The organism is Corallococcus macrosporus (assembly GCF_017302985.1).
In the GTDB taxonomy this organism is placed as follows: Bacteria; Myxococcota; Myxococcia; order Myxococcales; family Myxococcaceae; genus Corallococcus; species Corallococcus macrosporus_A.
In genome coordinates this window covers 160,178-175,825 of sequence record NZ_JAFIMU010000013.1, presented here as the reverse complement: position 1 = coordinate 175,825, position 15,648 = coordinate 160,178, and the positions used below count along the sequence as shown (strand labels likewise).

At 70.7% G+C, this 15,648-nt stretch carries 16 protein-coding genes; 6 read left to right on the top strand and 10 right to left on the bottom strand.

Going from position 1 to position 15,648, the window contains the following annotated elements; translation table 11 throughout:
• Nucleotides 1–936 (top strand): endonuclease/exonuclease/phosphatase family protein, encoded by a 936-nt coding sequence (locus JYK02_RS34995; protein WP_207057271.1) that lies wholly within the window; start codon nt 1–3, stop codon nt 934–936.
• An 18-nt stretch (nt 937–954) separates the two neighbouring features.
• On the opposite strand, the gene JYK02_RS34990 is transcribed toward JYK02_RS34995, so the two are convergent.
• Both JYK02_RS34990 and JYK02_RS34985 read right to left on the bottom strand, forming a co-directional pair.
• The gene (locus JYK02_RS34990; protein ID WP_207057270.1) at nt 955–2,283 is read right to left on the bottom strand and encodes a peptidoglycan-binding protein; all 1,329 of its coding nucleotides are present in this window, start codon (nt 2,281–2,283) and stop codon (nt 955–957) included.
• A 102-nt stretch (nt 2,284–2,385) separates the two neighbouring features.
• Complete coding sequence (locus JYK02_RS34985; protein ID WP_207057269.1) at nt 2,386–3,411, bottom strand: methyltransferase; 1,026 nt, start codon at nt 3,409–3,411, stop codon at nt 2,386–2,388.
• Nucleotides 3,412–3,500: 89 nt separating this feature from the next.
• Here JYK02_RS34985 and JYK02_RS34980 point away from each other — a divergent pair, with 89 nt between their 5' ends.
• Nucleotides 3,501–4,514 (top strand): methyltransferase, encoded by a 1,014-nt coding sequence (locus JYK02_RS34980; RefSeq protein ID WP_207057268.1) that lies wholly within the window; start codon nt 3,501–3,503, stop codon nt 4,512–4,514.
• Nucleotides 4,515–4,519: 5 nt separating this feature from the next.
• Here JYK02_RS34980 and JYK02_RS34975 read toward each other — a convergent pair whose 3' ends face one another.
• Nucleotides 4,520–5,347, bottom strand: a complete 828-nt coding sequence (locus JYK02_RS34975) for a crotonase/enoyl-CoA hydratase family protein (RefSeq protein WP_207057267.1) — start codon at nt 5,345–5,347, stop codon at nt 4,520–4,522.
• A gap of 130 nt (nt 5,348–5,477) precedes the next feature.
• Between JYK02_RS34975 and JYK02_RS34970 the strand changes: the two genes are divergently transcribed.
• Complete coding sequence (locus JYK02_RS34970) at nt 5,478–6,047, top strand: hypothetical protein (RefSeq protein WP_207057266.1); 570 nt, start codon at nt 5,478–5,480, stop codon at nt 6,045–6,047.
• Nucleotides 6,048–6,052: 5 nt separating this feature from the next.
• Here the strand turns inward: JYK02_RS34970 and JYK02_RS34965 are convergent, their stop codons facing one another.
• From JYK02_RS34965 to JYK02_RS34950, 4 genes are all read right to left on the bottom strand, one after another.
• The gene (locus JYK02_RS34965) at nt 6,053–6,835 is read right to left on the bottom strand and encodes an endonuclease/exonuclease/phosphatase family protein (RefSeq protein WP_207057265.1); all 783 of its coding nucleotides are present in this window, start codon (nt 6,833–6,835) and stop codon (nt 6,053–6,055) included.
• Nucleotides 6,832–8,127, bottom strand: a complete 1,296-nt coding sequence (locus JYK02_RS34960) for a hypothetical protein (RefSeq protein ID WP_207057264.1) — start codon at nt 8,125–8,127, stop codon at nt 6,832–6,834. The genes JYK02_RS34965 and JYK02_RS34960 overlap by 4 nt, the downstream gene beginning before the upstream one ends.
• Nucleotides 8,128–8,191: 64 nt before the next feature.
• On the bottom strand, nt 8,192–8,878 hold the full coding sequence (locus JYK02_RS34955; protein ID WP_207057263.1) for a DUF72 domain-containing protein: 687 nt from the start codon (nt 8,876–8,878) through the stop codon (nt 8,192–8,194).
• A 164-nt stretch (nt 8,879–9,042) separates the two neighbouring features.
• Nucleotides 9,043–9,558 (bottom strand): hypothetical protein, encoded by a 516-nt coding sequence (locus JYK02_RS34950; RefSeq protein ID WP_242589554.1) that lies wholly within the window; start codon nt 9,556–9,558, stop codon nt 9,043–9,045.
• A 256-nt stretch (nt 9,559–9,814) separates the two neighbouring features.
• On the opposite strand from JYK02_RS34950, the gene JYK02_RS34945 reads away from it, so the two are divergent.
• Nucleotides 9,815–10,786, top strand: coding sequence for an aldo/keto reductase (locus tag JYK02_RS34945; RefSeq protein ID WP_207057262.1), 972 nt, complete (start codon nt 9,815–9,817; stop codon nt 10,784–10,786).
• Nucleotides 10,787–10,797: 11 nt separating this feature from the next.
• Here JYK02_RS34945 and JYK02_RS34940 read toward each other — a convergent pair whose 3' ends face one another.
• Entirely contained in the window at nt 10,798–11,727 is a 930-nt protein-coding gene (locus tag JYK02_RS34940) for a LysR family transcriptional regulator (RefSeq protein WP_207057261.1), read from the bottom strand.
• Nucleotides 11,728–11,829: 102 nt separating this feature from the next.
• Between JYK02_RS34940 and JYK02_RS34935 the strand changes: the two genes are divergently transcribed.
• Nucleotides 11,830–12,468 (top strand): glutathione S-transferase N-terminal domain-containing protein, encoded by a 639-nt coding sequence (locus JYK02_RS34935; RefSeq protein WP_207057260.1) that lies wholly within the window; start codon nt 11,830–11,832, stop codon nt 12,466–12,468.
• Here the strand turns inward: JYK02_RS34935 and JYK02_RS34930 are convergent.
• On the bottom strand, nt 12,462–13,145 hold the full coding sequence (locus JYK02_RS34930; protein WP_207057259.1) for a DUF1361 domain-containing protein: 684 nt from the start codon (nt 13,143–13,145) through the stop codon (nt 12,462–12,464). The two genes, JYK02_RS34935 and JYK02_RS34930, sit on opposite strands and share 7 nt — an antisense overlap.
• Before the next feature lie 170 nt (nt 13,146–13,315).
• Between JYK02_RS34930 and JYK02_RS34925 the strand changes: the two genes are divergently transcribed.
• Complete coding sequence (locus JYK02_RS34925; RefSeq protein ID WP_207057258.1) at nt 13,316–14,722, top strand: hypothetical protein; 1,407 nt, start codon at nt 13,316–13,318, stop codon at nt 14,720–14,722.
• Between the two features lies 1 nt (nt 14,723).
• Here JYK02_RS34925 and JYK02_RS34920 read toward each other — a convergent pair whose 3' ends face one another.
• The gene (locus JYK02_RS34920) at nt 14,724–15,647 is read right to left on the bottom strand and encodes a hypothetical protein (RefSeq protein WP_207057257.1); all 924 of its coding nucleotides are present in this window, start codon (nt 15,645–15,647) and stop codon (nt 14,724–14,726) included.
• Nucleotide 15,648: the final 1 nt, after the last annotated feature.

The window sequence follows — 15,648 nt, the reverse complement described above, 5'->3', positions numbered from 1 at the left end:
ATGCGCACCCAAGCCAACCACCGCTCCCACCTCCACGCCGGCTCCACCGGCAACCGCGCTCAGAAGGCCGAGGAGCGCCTGAAGGCGCAGGGCTCCCTCAAGGGTGCCGCTGACGACCGCTTCGACGCCAAGATCACCAGTGGGGGCTGCGGCACCGTTGCCCAGACCCAGCAGCTTGCCGGCGGCGGCAAGAACGCGACCCCGTCCAAGCTCAAGGGCGCGACCTACAACGTCGAGCGCGACCGCAACCCCAAGGACGTGCAGCAGTGGCTGGGCAAGTTCGCCAAGAGCAATGACCTGGACTTCGTCCAGCTCCAGGAGATCAACGGCTACCACAAGGCCCTGGAGAAGATCCCCGGCTACCACCTGGTGACCTTCCCCGGCGCCAAGGACCACGGCGAGACGGGCATCCTCGTCAAGGACGGCCTGATGGAGAAGCAGGCCCTGTCCATCCAGGGCGAGGGTGGCGGCTGGGACACCGTGCGCGGCGGCCACGCCCCTCCGCGCGCGGCCACCGCGGTCCAGCTCGCGGGTTGGCTCAAGGTGGTGTCGGCCCACCAGCCGCCGTCGGTGGACTGGAACTCGAAGGGTCAGATGATCGGGCCGCCGAAACGGGTGAGCACGTACAAGTCGCTCTCCGAGAAGCTGCTCGCCTTCGCGAAGCGGCAGCTCGAGCGGAACCCTGACCAGGCATTGCTCATCGGCGGGGACTGGAATGAGCCGGCGTCGACGAAGGGGAAGTTCTCCCCCGGCTGGATCGCCCAGCAGGCGGGCATGAAGACCCACGGCGGCGTGGAGTCCCATGGCCACGGGAAGATCGACTACGCGATGTCCGCCGGGTGCCAGGTCTCGAACGTCAGAGCAGGGCCGACCGGCGGCTCGGATCACAACATCGTCATGTTCACCGTGCGCCGGCCGAAGGGCCAGGAGGACTGACCCCGGTCCGTCATCGCCTCACGACACGGGCACGGGCTTGGGGCTCACCTCCACCATGCCGAGGTTGCCGTCCACGTACTCGGCCATCTGCTCCGGCGTCACTTCGATGGGGCCCTTGGGGCAGAGCGGATCATTGACGATGTAGTTGCCGGACTCCGTCATGCCCGTCACGGTCACCCAGTGCCCCCCGAAGTTGTGGTCCATCAGGTAGTTGTCCGCGGCGCTCGCCGTGGGGCCCCAGGCCTGGTGCTCGGGGTCGTAGCCGAAGGGATTGCCTCCGAGGATGACGGGGTGTCCGCGCGCGAGCGCGTCGTCCACGGCCGCCACGTCGACGTGGTTCTTGCGCACGAGCGTGGCCACGGCGCCTGCATCCGTCACGCCCTCGGCGACCTGATCCACGGTCATCTTCGTGGACGTCTTGGAGTTGTAGTCGAGGATGTTGTCCCGCACGCCGTCAATGGCCTCGCCCGCTCCGGCCGCGTCCGGGTGCTCCATCGCGCCCACGGCCGTCGCCGCGATGAGCACCGAGGTCGGCCCGCAGTCGTTGCCGCCGTAGTACTCGCTGGCGTCGTTGAAGTCCGTGTAGCCGGTCTTGCCCCACTGGGCGACGTGGAGGGCCTTCGCCTCCTCCAGCGTCGAGACGGTGCTCGGGGGCGTGGGGGGCACCAGGTTCTTGCCGGACAGGTCCTGCACCCGCACCTCGCCGTCCGGCATGCGCGTGAGGGTGCCGCGCTCGAAGCGCTGCACCATCGCGCCATCCTTGCCCGGCTCCAGCGGGCTCATGGGCCGCCCCAGTTGTGGCGCGTAGGCCTCCGCCAGGACGCCCATCGTGGGGTCCGTGGCCGGGTACTGCGGGCGCTGCATGGCGGCCACCGTGGCCGGGCTCATCTTGCCGTCCGCGGGGGTGATGCCCTCCGCGGTCTGGAACTCCTTGAGGGCCTTCTGGGACTTGGGCCCGAACGTGCCGTAGGTGGCGTTTCCCATGTCCAGGTAGCCCGCGCCCTCGAGGAACTTCTGCAGGCGCGTGACAGGGCCCTCCGCGGCCTTGTCGGTCTGGTTGGCGATGACGTCGCCCACGCCCGTGGCGTCGGTCAGTGACGGCGGGCCGCCCGTCGGCTGGGGCGCCGCCGGGACGGGGGCCTGCCGGGGCACGGTCACCTGCTTCGCCACCCCCTGCAGCCACCGCATCGCATCACCGTTCACCGCGCTCTCGAAGGCGTCGCGCACGACGTTGCGCGGAGGCGCGGGCGGTGGCGGCGGCGGGCACTGAGGCGCCGTGCTCGGCGCGCCCCCCGTGGCGGCCGACGGCGTGAAGAATGAAAACGGATTGTTCTGGATGCGTGACATGGCTTCCCCCTCTGGGCCCCCCAGGGCCCCGATGAAGCCAGTATCGAGTCCGTCCGTTTTCCGGTGGAGTTAAGCCGAGTTAAATCTTTGCCGGCAGAGCGCTCAGGCCTTCACGGCTTCGATGATGCTGACCCCGCTCCGGGTGGGGGTGATGCGCTCCACCTTCCAGGAGGTCGCGGTGAGCAGCGCGCGGAACTCGTCCGTGGTGCGCTCGCGCCCGTCGGCGACCACCAGCATGTTGAGGTCGATGAGGTGCATCGGATCCGGCGTCCGGTTGTCGGGGATGACCAGCTCCAGCACGAAGAGCCGGGCGCTGGAGGGCGCCGCCTCGTGGAGCCGGCGCAGGATGTTGAGGGAGGCGTCGTCCTCCCAGTCATGGAGGATGTGCTTGAGCAGGTAGGCGTCGGCGGGCGGAATGCCGGGCTCGAAGAAGCTCCCTCCCACCACGTCCACGCGGCTCGTGAGGCCTTTGGACTCCAGCGCCGTCTTCGCGGCCTCGGAGACCTGGGGCAGGTCGAAGAGGATGCCCTGGCAGGAGGGCTGGGCGGTCAGCACGTGCGCGAGCAGATCGCCGTGGCTTCCGCCGATGTCCGCCACGCGGGCGAAGCGGGAGAAGTCGATGTGCTGCGTCACCTCGCTGGCCACCAGGGCGGACAGGTTGCCCATGGCCTGCGCGAAGTAGGCCGCCTCTTCAGGATTGCGAGCGAAGTGCCCCCAGACGTCCGAGCCGAGGGCGGCCTGCACCGGGGACTTCCCCGTGCGGATGGCTTCGGTCAGCAGACCCCAGGGCAGCCAGTGCGCCGGGGCGGCCTGGGTGATGGCCATTTCCCTGAGCGAACCCGGGACGTTCGAGCGCAGCCCTTCGCCCATCGGCGTCAGCGCGAAGGTCCGCTCGGAGGTGGACTCGAGGATGCCGACGGTGAGGCCGCCGCGCAGCAGCCGGAAGAGGGCGCCGGGGTGCACGCCGAGCTCGGCCGCCAGCGAATCACTGTCGCGGGGACCTTGCGAGAGCAGGTCCGCGATCCCCAGACGCGCCACGGTGCCGATGACCTGGGTGCGCCAGTAACTGGTGATGGCCGCGTGGAGCTGCAGCGCGGCGAATGGAGTCGTGTCGGGCGTGTTCTTCATGGCACGAGTTTAATCCCGTCCCATGCAGCGGGTGCCGCCTTTCCTGCGGTGGGTTGACGTCTGGATTTGACCGGGAGTACGACCGGAGCATGACCCCTCCGTCCGTGCATCCGGCGCAGCGCATCGTCGATATTGGCTTTGGTTTCATCCTCTCCGGCGCGCTGGCCACGGCGGCGGAGCTGGGTGTCGCGGACCACCTGGAGCAGGGGCCGAAGAGCGCGGCCCGGCTCGCGGAGGACGTGGGCGCGGACCCAGCGTCGCTGTACCGGGTGATGCGGCTGCTGGCGAGCGAGGGCGTGTTCTCCGAGGACGCCGACGGGAACTTCGCGCTCACCCCCGCCTCCGACCTGCTGCGCTCGCAGGTCCCCGGCTCCCTGCGCAGCGCGGTGTTGATGCTCACGCAGGACATCTTCTGGGCGCCCACCGGAGCGCTCACGCAGACGGTGCGGACGGGGACGAACGCGTTCGAGCGCATCTTCGGCAAGACCTTCTTCGACCACCTCACGAGCAACGCGGCGGCGGGCGCCACCTTCCACCGGGGCATGTCCAGCCTGTCGGACCTGGAGAACGCCTCCATCGCACAGAGCTATGACTTCAGCGCCTGCCGGCAGGTGGTGGACGTGGGCGGCGGCCACGGCGGCTTCCTCATCGAAGTGCTCAAGGCCTCACCGTCGCTCCGGGGCGTGCTCTTCGACCACCGGCACGTCCTGGACGAGGCGCGCATCGCGTCCGCGGGGCTGTCCGAGCGCTGCGAGCTGGTGGACGGGGACTTCTTCCAGACAGTGCCTTCGGGCGCGGACACGTATGTCCTCAAGCGCATCCTCCACGACTGGAGCGACGCGGTCTGCGTGGACATCCTGCGCCACTGCCGCCGCGCGATGGCGGACGGGGGCAGGGTGCTGGTGGTGGACACCGTCATCCCGCCCGGAAGCGCGCCGCACGGAGGCAAGGTGCTGGACGTGATGATGCTGGCCTCGCTGCCCGGCGGCCGGGAGCGCACCGAGGCCGACTTCCGCAAGCTCTTCGCGCAGGCGGGCTTGCGGCTCTCCCGCGTCATCCCCACGCCGGCCGCGCTCAGCATCACCGAGGCCGTGGCCGCGTAAGGCGGTCAGCGCCCCTCGAACTTGGGCGGCCGGCGCTCGGCGAAGGCGGAGAAGGCCTCCGTCAGGTCATGCGACTGGAGGAAGGCGGAGTTCCACACCGCCACGTAGCGCAGGCCGTCCGCGATGGACTTGTCCGCGCAGTACTCCATCACCTGCTTGGCGCCCTGGATGACGAGCGGCGGATTGTCGGCGATGCGCCGCGCCGTCGCTCGGGCCTCCGTGAGCAGGGCTTCGGGGGAGGGGAAGACCTCGTTGACCAGGCCCATGCGCAGCGCTCGCGCCGCGTCCACGTCGCCGCCGGTGTACGCCAGCTCGCGCGTGTTCCCCTCGCCGATGATGCGCGGCAGCCGCTGGAGCGCGCCCAGGTCCGCGACGATGCCGACCTTCACCTCGCGCAGGGAGAACTTCGCCTCCTGCGAGCAGTACCGGAAGTCACACGCGGCGATGAGGTCCATGCCTCCGCCGATGCACCAGCCATGCACCGCGGCGATGACGGGCTTCTTGCACCGGGCCACGCCTTCCGTGGCCTGCTGCATCTCTCCAATCAGCTTGAGCAGCTGGCTGCGCTCCTTCGCCAGGTTGCTCTCCGACGTGAGCAGCGGCCCCAGGGACTCCATCATCCCCATCAGGTCCAGGCCGTAGGTGAAGTGGCTGCCCTCGCCGCGCACCAGCACCACGCGCACGGCGTCGTCGGCGTCCAGCAAGCGGAGCGCCTCGGGCATCTCGCGCCAGAAGTCGGGGCCCATGGCGTTGCCCTTGCCCGGGCCGGTGAGCACCAGCTCGGCGATGCCGTCGGCCTTCTCGATGCGCAGTGACTTGTACGTGCCGTCCATCCGTTTCCTCCCGGGGAAGTGAGCGGACGGCACTTGAGCAGATGCCGCGCGGCGCCTCCACTCCAGCAGTGCCTTCATTCCGGCGGACGTTCGGAATAGAGAGCGAAGACACACGCCTCATGGAGGTCCGATGTCGCCGCGCCATCTCGTGCCCTGGTTGTTGCTGGTGGGCCTGTTCACCGCCTGCGCTTCGTCCTCCCCGGCGGAACGCCCGGCGCGCCAGCCCCCCTCGGTTCTCTTCCAATCGCCGCTCGCGCTGCTGCTCGAGCAGCACGCGGAGCTGGCGCTCACCACCGACCAGTTGATCCAGGTGGGCCAGCGGCAGGAGGCGCTCGACGTGACCAACCGGCCCTACCGTGAGCAGCTCCGGCTGGTCTGGCACCCCGAACCGGCCCCAGGCGAGGGCCCCCCGCGCGGGCCCGGGGTGGGCAACAGGAACGCCCCCGTGGGCCTGGGAGGCCGGCCCGCCTACAGGTCCGCCGCCCGGCCTCGCGGGCCCCTGAGCGAAGAGGACCAGACGCGGCAGCAGGCCCTGTTCCAGGCGATGGAGGAGAACGAGATGGCGGCCTACCGCGACGTCGAAGCGCTCCTGGACGAGACGCAGAAGCCGAAGGCGCAAGCGCTGGTCGCGAAGCTGCGCGAGGAGCGACAGCGCGCGCGGGAGTCCATGAAGGAACCCGAAGCCACACCGGCGCCGTAGTCCCGCTAGCGCATCAGCCGCGCGGCGATCGGCAGGTGGTCAGAGGGCTCCTGCTCCGAAGGCATCGGCGTCCGCGCGTCCAGCGTCGTCAGCCGGTCTGGCAGGGCTCGCAGCGCGCTGGAGTGGAAGAGGAAGTCGATGGCCTTGGGCTCGCCGTTCGCGTTGCAGGTCGGCTGATGCTGGCCCGCGTAGGCGTCGAGCAGCCCGGCCGCTTCGAACGCCCGGACCAGCGGCTCCCCGGGCCGGGCGTTGAAGTCGCCGCACACGACCCACGAGGCGTTCGGATCCTTCCGGATCAATTCGTGGATCAGCTCGGTGGCCTGCTGCATGCCCTGGTGCTGCTCCACCGGCCGGTCGGGCCGGTCCCAGCGCAGGTGCGTGCAGGCCACGCGCAGCCGCTCCCCGCCGATGTCGAAGTCCACGACCAGCGCCAGATGTCCGGAGATGCGCCCGTCCTCCAGCCGGTCGCTGAAGTGATGGACCCGGTGGCCGGTGCTCCGCTCCAGGCGGTGGAACACCGCGCAGCCATCGGGGCGGCCTTGCTGCTTCTGGGCCATCACCCCTGTGTACCCGCGCGGCGTCAGCGCCTCCTGGAGCGCGGCGAAGCTGTCGGGCTCCACCTCCTGAAGACAGACGATGTCCGCGTCCAGCTCCAGGATGCGGCAGGCCAGCAACGCATGACGGCTTCGCGGCCTGAGCAGGTGCGCGGGCGTGTGCGGGAACCACTCCGGCTTGACGTAGGCGTCCGCCAGGATGTTGTACGAGGCGACCCGCAGGTCCACGGTCATGGCTTCGCGGCCTCGGCGTTCCAGCGCTGGAGCTGCTCCTTCGAGGGGAAGCCCTGCACGCGGTAGCGCTCCGGATACACCCCCAGCTCGGGCATCAGCAGCGTGCCGGCGTCACGCACCACGAGGTCCCACGGGACGGTGGCCACGGGAGGTGCGTCGGGGCCCAGCGCCGCGTCCACGAAGAGGATGACGTCCGTGCGCGGGAGCAGCGACTCGCCTTCGTTGGACCAGACGGTCCGGCTGTAGAAGTGTCCCTGGTCGTCCTGCTCCGGCAGGTAGCCCGCGACGAAGACCTTGCCGCCCTCCTGCTCCTGTTGCTGCCGGAGCCGTGCGGTCTGCTCCTGGTAGCCGCGCATCCGGCTGACGAACGCGAGCCTCTCCAGGATGATCCGGGACGGGCTGCCCGGCTCGGGGAGGAAGGGGCGCCAGCCGTCCGCCGTGAGGCGCAGCGCGGTCCCGTCCACGGGGCGCGGCGCGGTGACGCCCTCCTGGGCCGCCTCCGCCACGGTGAGCAGGCCCGTGGCGTCCTCGGAGCCGGTGATGAGCAGGGTGTCCCGGTTGGGCACCACCACCACCGGATCCCCCCGCACCTCGCAGCCGCGCACCACGTCGTCCAGGAACAGCCGCGAGGCCGCGTAGCTGTCGTTCGTGAAGAGCCCGCAGGCGCCCAGGGTCAGGCTCCTGAGCGGGACGGGGTCCAGCCGCCGCAGGTTGGCGAGCGCATCGGCGCGGGCCTGCTCGTACGTGATGCCCCAGCGCGACAGCTCCTCCGGGGGCACATAGCGCATGGCGTCCGGGGTGTCCTGGACGAGCGCCTCCGCCAGCACCTCGCCCAGCGGCCGCCAGGACACCGGGGCCGGCTCTCCGGACTCCAGGGAGAACTGCTCGAAGGTGTCGCGGGCGCGCACGACCAGCATCAGCCGGGGACGTGCCTGCGCATAGGTCGCCGGGGCCTCCGGGAGCACGCCCGCGCGTCCCAGGCGCGCGAGCAACGCGCCACGCTGTTCAGGCGGGCTGGCCAGGTATTCGCGGTGGAAGTTGCCGAGGAAGAGGGACATCCCCAGGCCGCCGTCCGGGGAGTAGCGCTGGATGAGGAAGCGCTCCGGGTCGTACTTCAGCTCGCCCGTGGGGTCCGCGGCGCGGAGGGCTTCCAGGGCCTGCTCGGCGAAGGCGTCCGGGTCCTCCGCGTCCGGTGACAGCTTCTTCTCGCCGTTGCTGAGGACCAGCGCGACGGCGAGCACCAGGGCCGAGACACCGAAGCCGACCCCCTTCCACTGCGCATTGCGTGACATGGGGCCGGGAGCAGACACCGCCCAAGCGGCCTTGTGCAAATCGTCCGGACCCCGGCGGACTCTTTCAGCCTGTCGCAGGCTGCCCGTCGAGCCGCAGCAACGACAGCGCATTGGGCAGCGCGGCGCCTTCCGCCGTGTTGTCGAAGATGCACCACACGCGCCGGCCGGCCTGCTCGTGCTTGGAGATCTCCCTGGCCAGCGCCTCCAGGAACGCCTGGGAGTAGGGGGAGTAGTACATCTTCGGCGAGCCGTGCAGCCGGTAGTAGACGACCTCCGCGTCGGGAGGCTCGGGCGCATCCACCGCGATGGGGTCCGCCTTCACGTAGCGGATGCGCGCGTCGTCCAGGACGCGCCGGGCCTCGTCCGTGAACCAGGTCCGGTGCCGGGGCTCGCACACGACGTCGACGGGGGTCCGCTCCCGCAGGGCCTGGAAGAAGGCGCGGGCTGTTTCGGGCTCGAGCTGGAGGCTGGGAGGCAGCTGCACCAGCAGGCAGCCCAGCTTCGCCTCCAGGTGGCCCGCCTCGCCCAGGAAGCGCTCCAGCGGCGCCTGCGCGTCGCGCAGGCGCAGCTCATGGGTGAGGACCTTGGGGACCTTCACCGCGAAGCGGAACGTCTCCGGGACGCTATCCCTCCAGCGCGCGTAGGTGGCGGGCCGGTGCGGCCGGTAGAAGGACGAGTTGAGCTCCACCGCGGGCAGGACGCGCGCATAGCGCTCCAGGTGGGTGCCCTCCGTGGGGAAGTGCTCGCCCACCGCGCTCGACAGGCTCCAACCGGCGCAGCCGACCCGGCAGCGCTCTGGTGCAGGAATGGAAGGTCCCTGGCGCACTCCAGGAATCTAGGCACGGGCAGGCGCGGCGTCACGGTGGAGGCCACGGCCCGGCGTCATCCGCCGGGCGCAGCCGCTCGCGGTGAGCCCTAGTACTTGCAGACCCGGCAGCCGAGATTGCAGGACGTGGAGATGGTGCAGCAGTAGCCGGGGCTGGGCGTGCAGCAGTAGCGCCACGCGCCGCACGTCACGCAGCAGGTGATGCCCTGATCCGCGGGCGCGGCCAGCGGGTTGAAGGGCAGGGGCTTGTCGTCGATGGTCGTCACCGCCACGTTGAAGGCGGCGCGCAGGCCCCGGTGGACCTGACCGTCGGCGCGGGCCTCGATGACCTCGATGGGCGCGGCCGAGTCCAGGTCATAGCCGTTGTAGATGGTGTAGCGCACGGTGTCCGGCCCGATGACCTCCGGCACGATGCGGTAGGAGAGCTTCCGCGACTCGTTGGTGGCGCTGAAGCCCTGTCCATCCACCGCGCGCACGACCGCGCTCTCTCCGGTCTCGCTGTAGACCGTCATGGCGATGATCTTCTTGTCGTTGGCGGCCTGCGCACTGCCCACCACGAAGAACAGCGAAACCAGCCCCACCAGCCTTGCAGCGGTCTTGAGCATGCACGTCTCCTTGTCTCGGGTTACGCACCCAAGACGCCTCCGGAATGACTGTCTTTGGGGCGATGTCCCACGGGCCAGGGCCTGCCGCCGGGACGCAACACTCGGGCCTCCCCATCCGCCAGCCAACGCCTCACCCGGAGGCCGCGGACCGTGCTGGACATCCCCGCACGCGGGTGCTCAGGCTCGCCGGCTCGAACGGGAGGACCGGCCCGTTTCCGCGCAGGGCGTTTCCGCGACCGGCCAAACAGGGGTCACCATGAAGTACTCGAATCTGGGGCGTACAGGGCTCTCCGTCAGCCGCATCTGTCTGGGCACGATGAACTTCGGCTGGACGACCGAGGAGCCGGATGCGCACGCCATCATGGACTCCGCGCACGCCAAGGGGATCAACTTCTTCGACACGGCGAACGTGTACGGCTGGGGTGAGAACAAGGGCCTCACGGAGAAAATCATCGGCAACTGGTTCGCGCAGGGCGGCGGCCGTCGCGAGCGCACCGTGCTGGCGACGAAGGTCTATGGCCCCATGGGCGAATGGCCCAACGAGGGCAAGCTGTCCGCGCTCAACATCCGCCGCGCCCTGGACGCGAGCCTCAAGCGGCTGAAGACCGACTACATCGACCTGTACCAGTTCCACCACGTGGACCGCGCCACGCCGTGGGAGGAGATCTGGCAGGCCATGGAGGTCGCGGTGGCGCAGGGCAAGGTGCTCTACGTGGGCAGCAGCAACTTCGCGGGCTGGCACCTCGCGCAGGCGCAGGCGGCGGCCGCGCAGCGCAACTTCCTGGGCCTGGTCAGCGAGCAGTCCCTCTACAACCTGCTGGCGCGGACGGTGGAGCTGGAGGTGCTGCCGGCCGCCCGTCACTACGGCCTGGGCGTCCTGCCGTGGTCACCGCTCCAGGGCGGGCTGCTGGGCGGCGTCCTGCGCAAGGAGCGCGAGGGCAAGCGCAGGCTGGAGGGCCGCGCGCAGGAGCAGCTCCAGAAGCACCGTGAGCGCATCGAGCGCTACGAGGCCTTCGCGGACGAGCTGGGCCACGAGCCCGGGGACGTCGCGCTGGCGTGGCTGCTCCACCAGCCCGCCGTCACCGCGCCCATCATCGGGCCGCGCACCGCCGGACAGCTCGACTCCGCGTTGCGCGCGGTGGACGTGAAGCTCGACGAGAAGGCGCTGGCGCGGCTGGATGAAATCTTCCCCGGCCACAAGACCGCGCCAGAAGACTACGCCTGGTAGCGGCGGGGCCCTCAAACCACCGCGAGTCCGCGGGGCACCGTGGGCTCGAGCGCGGCGTGGAGGCGGAGCGCGGCGTCGCCGAACTCCTTGCGCCAGGCCATCCGCCAGGGCCGCCGCAGGGGCCCTGACGCCAGCCGCTTCACGACGAGGTCGCCCTTGCCCAGGTGCGGGGCGGTGATCCACTCGGAGAGCACCGCCACGCCCAGGCCCGCGCGGGCCACGTCGAGGATGGCCTCGGTGAGCGGCAGCCGCTCGATGCGCAGCCGGGGCCGCTCGCGGCCGAACACCTGCGTCATGAACCACTGCGACTCCGCCGGGGGCGTCTGCCCCGTCAGGAGCGTGTGCTCGCGGAGGTCCTCGCGGGTGAGCGCCCGGCGCGACGCCAGCGGGTGCGACGCGGCCATCACGAAGATGATCTCATCCGAGAAGAGCGGCCGCGTCTCGATGCCAGTCCTCGGCACGGACGCCGTCGTGAGGAGCGCCACGTCCAGCTCTCCCGCCACCAGCGCCTGAACGGGATCCTGCGTGTGCTCCACCGCCAGGGAGATGTGGAGGCCTGGCAGGCTCTTGCGCAGCGTCACCAGCGCGGACGGCAGCCAGTGGTAGGCGGTGTAGCACTCGCAGACCAGGCGCAGGCGGATGGCCGTCGCCACCGGCGCGCGCACGCGGTGCTCCAGGTCGCCCAGCTCCACCAGCAGCCGCGTGGCTCCGGAGACGAGCTCCTGTCCCGCGGGCGTGGGCACGAGCCCGCGCGGAGTCCGGTCGAAGAGGCGCGTCCCCAGCCGCTCCTCCGCCGCGAGCAGCGCGCGGCTCACCGCCGGCTGCGTCAGGTGCAGGACCGCCGAGGCCTTCGCCGTCGTTCCCGCGGCGGCCAGGGCCAGCACCACGCGCAGGTCGCGCACGTCCAGGCGGGGGGAGGGAGGCGGAGCAATGTCTTCCATGCATCCAGTCTATGCCAACGATGCGTTGGACGCATCCCCCCCGGAGGCGCAGATTGCCGCCTGTCTCGCGAAGGCTTCACCCGACGTCCTGGAGGTCACACCATGCAGCTCTACTTCTCCCCCCTGTCCTGCTCCGCCGCGACCCGCATCACCCTGCACGAAGCGGGCGTGGAGGCGGAGTTCATCGAGGTCGACACGAAGGCGAAGCGCACGCTCGACGGCCGCGACTACCTGCAGGTGAATCCGCTGGGGCTCGTCCCCGCGCTGCGCATCGACAACGGAGACGTGCTGACGGAGAACGCCGCCATCCTGCAGTACCTCGCTGGCACGCTGCCCCACGCGGCCCTCGCGCCGGACGACGGCCCGGGGCGCGTGCGGCTCCAGCAGTGGCTGTCCTTCATCGGGACGGAGCTGCACAAGGCGACCTTCACCCCGCTCCTCGACGCGAAGGCGAACGATGGCGCGAAGGCCTATGCCCTGGAGCGCTCGGCCGCCCGGTTCGCGTGCCTGGAGCAGCACCTCACCGGCCGTGAGTTCCTGCTGGAGCGCTTCAGCGTCGCGGATGCGTACCTGACGACGATCCTCAACTGGTGCGCGGCGACGCCCATCGACCTGAAGAAGTGGCCCGCGATCAGCGCTTACTTCGCGCGCATGCAGGACCGCCCCAGCGTCGCGAAGGCCTTCCGGGAGGAGCGCAGGCTCTACGGTGCCCAGCAGGAACGGCGCAAGCTGGCTCAGTGACGGCGCACGCGGGCGAGCAGGGCCTCATAGCCGGCGTAGGACAGCGGCAGCAGCAGGGCGAAGAGGAGCGTGACCTGGGGCAGGGAGGGGTGGGCCAGGGGCTCGCGCACGTGGGCGGCCATCGCGCCGATGAGGCGGTCCGGCCGCGTCAGCACGTCCCAGCTGTTCCAGCGCTCCACCCGGCCCAGGTAGATGCCATAGCCGCACAACAGGGACGTGATGGCGACGAAGGCCCACGCCGCCGTCCGTCCCCAGCGCTCCTCCAGCCACTGCTTCCAGATCTCCAGCGACAGCAGGCCCAGCATCCACCCGGTGGCGGCGAACAGGGCCAGCAGGGCCGCGTCGAACCAGAGCGGCACCACCGGCCGCCGGTGCAGGTGGATGAAGTCGGTGAGCAGGTAGGGCGCGTTGGGAAAGAGCGCGAGCCAACCGACCGCCAGCGGCGCCAGGGTCCAGGTGCGGTCCAGGCCCCACAGCATGAGCACCCGCGCGAGCAGGGCCAGCAGGTAGGGCGCCCACGCGAGGAACAGGTTCCATGACAGAAAGGCGAAGCTGGCGCGCTCGCTCCAGTCGAGCCGGACGGCCAGGAGGTCCACCGCGAGCAGGCTGCTCACGGTCGCGGGCAGCAGGCCATGGCGGCTCAGGACGGACAGGAAGTCAGACGTGGGTCGGGACATGGTGGCGTGTGTGGCGAGGCAGCCGCACTTCGTGGCGGAATGGCCACGGAAGAAGCCCCTCGGGCCGGACCCAGAGCAATGCGCGGGCCAGCCCACGGCACCCCGGGCTGCAATGCCAGGCGATTTCGGGACAGACTGGGCCCACCCGTATTCCTCGCCAAAGGTGGGTCATGGTCCACGCTCCTGTCGTACTCGCGACGCTGATGCTCGCGGGCGCCGCTCCCGTTCCGGATGAAGCCGCGATGTGGAAGGCCATCTTCTCCCTGGAGCGGCCCGTCCCGGCGACGCGGGCCCGCTCGGAGTCCGAGCTGCTCAAGGGCGGCGCCACGGCCTATGGCGTCCTGGTGAAGGTCGCGCGGGTCGGGGGCATGGAGCAGGCCCTGGCGGCCGCCGGGCCGACCTCGTCCTGCAGCATCACCGCCACGGCGCGCTTCACGGCGCAGCGCCCGGATCGCTCGATACTGCCCACGAAGGCGGTGGACCTGGCGGCGCGGATGCTGATGGAGGACGCGGCGCTGCGTCAGCGGGCACAGCGGTCCGAGGAGCCGTTCGAGCGGGGCCTGGCGCTGGCGGCCGCGTCACGGGTCCCCGCGACGCAGGTGGAGGCCCTGGCGGCGATGCGGCTGGAGCCGGATCCGAAGCTGCGGCTGTGGGCCACCGCGTTCGCGGAGTGCTTCACGCACCTGGCCGAGAAGCGGAACGACGGCTCCGCGGAGGCCCTGGACGCCGCGGCGAAGGAGCTGGCGGAGCTGGCCGACGAGGTGCGCGCGCCCCTGCGGTGCGTGGAGCCTGGAGAGCTGGAGCCGGTGCTCGTGGACGAGCTGGCCCGGGGGCTGGCCGAGTCCTCCGGATACTCCTCTTCCAATGACGCCATGATTCTCACCGTGCGGCGCGAGAACGGTGAGCGAGTGGAGCTGAGCCCCGAGTGCGCGCTGGCGGCCTATGACGCGGCGGCGGCGAAGGGGGGCTACGACGAAGGATTGCTGACGCCGATGGCCACGACGATGCACGGCGACCTGAAGCTGAGGAAGGCCGCGGGACAGCGGCTCGCGCGCGATCTGGCCCACATGCAGGAGCACCGCCGCAACCACCTGGCCGCGGAACTGGTGCTCGCGGGCCACGAGGTGCCCCGGAAGGTGACCTTCGATGCGACGCGGCTCTCGTTCTCGACCGTGGAGCTGGAGGCCGCGGTGCGGCAGGGCAGCCCGGAGGCGAAGGCCGCCATCCAGAAGCTCATCCTCTGCAGCAGCGACATGGATCAGCGGGAGATGGCCCTGCTCGGCTACGTCGGAACGAAGGCGGCGGCGGACAAGGCGTATGCGCTCGCGCGGCAGTGTCCCTCGGGGAAGGCCGCGGCCGTCGCGGCGCTGGTGCGGCTGAAGGACCCCCGGGCCCTGAAGCTGCTGCCCCAGGCCATGGAGGACTGGGGCTTCAACCAGGAGGCGCTCAAGCGCGCCCTCCTGGAGGCCTACACCCCGAAGCTGGGGGAGGAGCTGCTGGCCCTGGAGGCCAAGGGCAACAACCCGGCGCGCTCCGCGGTGCAGTGGCTGAAGGCCGCGAACGTGATGAAGCCGTAGCTCACGGACTCCAGCGCGCGCGGCGCGTCACCCAGGAGCTGCCGCCGCGCCCGTCGCGCACCACGGCCCAGAACGTCACCTCCTGGGCCTGTGCGCCTTCCGCCGGCTCCCACTCCACGCGGTGCCGTCCCTCCTGGCCGCCGAAGTCCGCGCCGCCCGTCTCCGACAGGCTGAACTCGCCCAGCGTGCTGTACCAGGCGATCTCCCACGCCTCCTTGAGGTTGACGGCCTGCAGCCGTAGGCCCGGCACCACGTAGTTCTCCTCCAGGGCCGACACGTCGTCCGCCGTCACCACGAAGGGCCCCGGGCCGCTCAGCTCCAGCGGCTCGTTCTCCGGCCACGGCGCGTCGTCCACGCGCAGGCCCGGGATGACCGGCTGCACGTTCGCCGTCATGCCCTCCACCACCGGGCACCAGAAGACCATCAGCTTCTGCGCGTACACCTCCTCGTCGCCCGCCGTGACGCGGAGGACCAGCGGCATGCGGATGCCGCCCAGCCCCTTGTACGCGTCCTCCTCCAGCACGCGCTCCAGGAGCAGCTTGTCCCCCGAAACCCGGGCCGCGCCGGGGCGGATGGCGAGCGTGAGTTCGCCCGCGACCGTCGAGCCCTCCGCGAGCAGCGCGCGGTCCGCTTCGTTCGCGCACGTGCGGTCGGACTGATCCGCGCAGGCCCACAGCGTGTACTGGAGGGGGCGTCCCCCGCCGGCGGGGTCCACCAGCAGCGCGCGGTACGTCAGCTCCTCCGCGAGCTCGTCGAAGGCCTCCGGCGTCTGGTCGCAGGTGGAGGCGATGAACTCGGGCTTCTCCGTGGAGATGCCGAGCACGCGCAGGTCGTGCACGTTCGAGGGCTTGTCCTCGGGTTCGACGCAGGCGAAGGAAGCCAGCGCCAGGAGCAGCAGGCCTCCGGTGTGGAGCAGGGCTTTCATG

Excerpts from the sequence above, each read along its gene's own strand:
- JYK02_RS34995 (WP_207057271.1), top strand. The coding sequence starts at position 1 with ATGCGCACCCAAGCCAACCACCGCTCCCACCTCCACGCCGGCTCCACC.
- JYK02_RS34990 (WP_207057270.1), bottom strand. The coding sequence starts at position 2,283 with ATGTCACGCATCCAGAACAATCCGTTTTCATTCTTCACGCCGTCGGCC.
- JYK02_RS34985 (WP_207057269.1), bottom strand. The coding sequence starts at position 3,411 with ATGAAGAACACGCCCGACACGACTCCATTCGCCGCGCTGCAGCTCCAC.
- JYK02_RS34980 (WP_207057268.1), top strand. The coding sequence starts at position 3,501 with ATGACCCCTCCGTCCGTGCATCCGGCGCAGCGCATCGTCGATATTGGC.
- JYK02_RS34975 (WP_207057267.1), bottom strand. The coding sequence starts at position 5,347 with ATGGACGGCACGTACAAGTCACTGCGCATCGAGAAGGCCGACGGCATC.
- JYK02_RS34970 (WP_207057266.1), top strand. The coding sequence starts at position 5,478 with ATGTCGCCGCGCCATCTCGTGCCCTGGTTGTTGCTGGTGGGCCTGTTC.
- JYK02_RS34965 (WP_207057265.1), bottom strand. The coding sequence starts at position 6,835 with ATGACCGTGGACCTGCGGGTCGCCTCGTACAACATCCTGGCGGACGCC.
- JYK02_RS34960 (WP_207057264.1), bottom strand. The coding sequence starts at position 8,127 with ATGTCACGCAATGCGCAGTGGAAGGGGGTCGGCTTCGGTGTCTCGGCC.
- JYK02_RS34950 (WP_242589554.1), bottom strand. The coding sequence starts at position 9,558 with ATGCTCAAGACCGCTGCAAGGCTGGTGGGGCTGGTTTCGCTGTTCTTC.
- JYK02_RS34945 (WP_207057262.1), top strand. The coding sequence starts at position 9,815 with ATGAAGTACTCGAATCTGGGGCGTACAGGGCTCTCCGTCAGCCGCATC.
- JYK02_RS34940 (WP_207057261.1), bottom strand. The coding sequence starts at position 11,727 with ATGGAAGACATTGCTCCGCCTCCCTCCCCCCGCCTGGACGTGCGCGAC.
- JYK02_RS34935 (WP_207057260.1), top strand. The coding sequence starts at position 11,830 with ATGCAGCTCTACTTCTCCCCCCTGTCCTGCTCCGCCGCGACCCGCATC.
- JYK02_RS34930 (WP_207057259.1), bottom strand. The coding sequence starts at position 13,145 with ATGTCCCGACCCACGTCTGACTTCCTGTCCGTCCTGAGCCGCCATGGC.
- JYK02_RS34925 (WP_207057258.1), top strand. The coding sequence starts at position 13,316 with ATGGTCCACGCTCCTGTCGTACTCGCGACGCTGATGCTCGCGGGCGCC.
- JYK02_RS34920 (WP_207057257.1), bottom strand. The coding sequence starts at position 15,647 with ATGAAAGCCCTGCTCCACACCGGAGGCCTGCTGCTCCTGGCGCTGGCT.